The 2,935-nt window shown below is 73.2% G+C and carries 2 protein-coding genes; both read right to left on the bottom strand.

Annotated elements, in window-relative coordinates:
* A partial coding sequence (locus ACFQ36_RS21920) for an FAD-dependent oxidoreductase (protein ID WP_377017542.1) occupies positions 1-1,197 on the bottom strand: 1,197 nt, incomplete at its 3' end.
* A 182-nt stretch (positions 1,198-1,379) separates the two neighbouring features.
* Positions 1,380-2,935, bottom strand: a 1,556-nt coding sequence (locus ACFQ36_RS21915) for a DUF5719 family protein (RefSeq protein WP_377017539.1), incomplete at its 5' end; no start/stop codon positions are given.

Genomic DNA, 2,935 nt, shown 5'->3' with positions numbered 1-2,935 from the left:
GGCAAAGGCCGCGGCCCGGACCAGGCTGCCCGGCCCGCGGGAACGGCGGCCGAAGGCCACGCCCTGGAACAGCCGCTGGAAGGCCTGGATCAGCCAGGTCGGCAGGGTCCGCCGCCGCTGGACCCTGGCCAACTGTCGCTCGGTGACCCGGCCCGCCCGCAGCGGCCCGGCCAGGAGGGCCGCAGCCGCCACCGCATCCTGGATGGCCAGGTTGATTCCGACGCCGCCGGCCGGGGACATTGCATGTGCGGCATCGCCGATGCAGAGCAGCCCGTCCCGGTACCAGCGGCGCAGCCGGTTCAGCCGCACGTCCAGCACGTGCACGTCGTCCATGCTCCGGATCGCATCGACCCGGTCCGCGAAGTCCGGACGCAGCGCAGCCACGCGCTGCCTGAACCTTTCCACCCCCTCGGCGCGCAGGCGGGCATCCGAGCCCTTGTCCGTCAGGTAGGCGATCTGGAAGAAATCCTTCCGGAACAGCGTGACCAGGGCTTCCCGGTCCCGGAAGGCCGGCACGATGCCGGCGACCGGCCCCGGCTCCTCCGGGTGCCGCGGCAGCCTGAACCACCACACGTCGAACGGCACCGGATACTCGCGGGTCCGCAGTCCGGCAGCCGACCGCAGCACCGAATGCCGGCCGTCGCAGGCCACGGTCAGGTCGGCGCGCAGCTCACCCGTCCCCCCGTCCAGTTCGGTGCTGCGGTAGCTGACCCCCGCCACCCGGCCGTTGTCGAAGAGCAGCCCGGTGGCCTCGGTGTTCATCCGCAGGTTGAAGGACGGTTCCCGGCCGGCAGCCTCGGCCAGGAAATTCAGGAAGTCCCACTGCGGGATCATCGCCACATAGTTGTACGGCGGGCGCAGCCGGCTGAAGTCCCCGATCCGGACCACGCCGCCGCCCGGGCCCGGCACGGCAAAACTGTCCAGCCGGCTCTGCGGCAGCCGGCGGAACTGCTCCCCCAGGCCCAGTTCGTCCAGCAGCCGGATGGTGGAGGCGTGGACCGTGTCTCCGCGGAAATCCCGCAGGAAGTCTCCGTGCTTCTCCAGCACGGTAACGGCAATCCCGGCCCGGGCCAGCAGCAGCCCGAGCATCATCCCGGCCGGTCCGCCGCCGGCCACCACGCAGGTGGTCCGGCCCGGGCCGGGCGGGATGGGTGAACGTTCCCCGCGGGGCTGATCCCCGCCGTGCGACGAAGCCATGGATGAAGTCTACGGCCGGGGTCTGCGGCGTCCAGTGCCCGCAGCTCCGGGACTGCCGCCGGCAGGTGAGCCCTTCCCGGTAGAAACAGTATTGGCCGGCAGATGCTCCCGCCCCGATGGAACCGGCACCGGCCGCTTTCTTCAGGAAGGCCGCCTCTACCGACCCATTTTCGCCGGGAGGGCTAGTAGCCCAGGTGCACCGGCACACTCTGCCGGCCCTGCACGCCGGCGGGAATCGCCAGCACCGACACATCCGGCCGGCCCGGATTGACCAGGACCTGCGAACCGTAGACGGCGTCGCCGGCGGCACTGACCATCACCGCGGCAGGGTCCGCGCCGTCCGCCCCGGGATCGACCGTGACGGTAGTGCCCGCCGGCACCTCGACGACGCGTTCCTTGCCCAGCCTGCCGTCGCGGCCCACCGGGACCAGCTTGACCTGCGCCGCCCCGGACGGCGCCCCGAACACCAGCCGGGAACCAGCCTCCCCCGGCACGATGGCCAGGTGCTCGCTGCCCAGCCGCGAAGTGGCCGGCGCCCAGCCGAAGTCCACCGGCTCGCCCTTCGCCGTCGCCCGGCTCACGCGCGCCGCCGCCACCACCGAGACGTCGGACGTAACCTGGACCGAGTACGTTCCGGCCGGCAGCGATTCCAGCGGGACCACGGTCACGGAGCCGGCCGCTGCCGTGATGGCTCCGCCGCCGGGCAACCGGACCTCGCCGTCCGGGCCGAAGACGCGCACCTGGAGGCCGGCGTCCTCGCTTCCGGGCACCACCACCTCCAGCGCGGGCGCCGCCGACTCATAGCCGCGCTGCCCGCGCACGGACCTGGACAGCCCCGCAGCCTGGACCTGGACGCCGGTGACCACCTGCTGCAGGCCGGCATCGGCGGACCGGGCCAGCAGTTCCACCCCGCCCGGCGTCAGCCCGCGCAGGATGCTCTGCTGGATGGTGCCCGCGACGGGACCGCCCGAGGTGGTGACGTGCACGGCGAGGGAATCCTGCTTGGCGGCCAGGCCGCCCAACACGATCGACCGGCTCTCACCCGGGGCCAGCAGCAGGCCGCGGGAACCGGACGCCTGGATGCGCCCCTTGCTCCCGACCAGCTCCAGGTCCACCGTGGACGGGGTCTGCGTCGGGTTGTGCAGGTTCAGCACCGCGGTGGCGCCCACCCCGGTCTCGGCGCCGAGCAGCCAGAAGTCGTTGGCGGGGGCAGTGCAGTTGGCGGCCGCCAGGCCGCGCAGGTCCCCGTCCCCGGCCCGGTAGGTCATGGTGCCGCCGGCGAGCGCCTGCCGGCCCCCGATCGGTTCGACGCTGAGCACCGTGGGCGCGGTGAGCTTCTGACCGGTGACGACGCCGGCGAGCAGCCTGGTCTGCCCGTCGGCACTGCTGCCGCGGGCCTCGTCGGTAGCGGAGGATTCGGCAATGGTCTTCAGCGGCTTCCGGGCGCCCAGTTCGGTCAGGCGGCTGCCCGGGACCGTACCGCCGAGGTCGCTGACCACGACGGCACGGGCCCGGGTGCGGGCCGAATCGGAGACGGGGCTGAACTCGGGATCCGTCTCGTCCGCGGCGCTGTCCAGCAGCCTCAACGGTTCGGGGCAGACACCGATGAAGTTTCCGGCGGCCACGGCCGCGGATACCGCGGGCACCTCGGCGGCCGCGCTTCCGACGCCGGAGAGGCTTCCGGCGGCCGTGGCGGCAGCGGTCAGGGCGAGCAGCCCGATGCCGGCCGCGATCCCGG

Origin of the sequence: Arthrobacter sp. GCM10027362 (genome assembly GCF_042679445.1) — a bacterium.
Classification (GTDB): domain Bacteria; phylum Actinomycetota; class Actinomycetes; order Actinomycetales; family Micrococcaceae; genus Crystallibacter.
The sequence above is the reverse complement of the archived record's forward strand: the minus strand, read 5'-3'. Positions and strand labels throughout refer to the sequence as shown.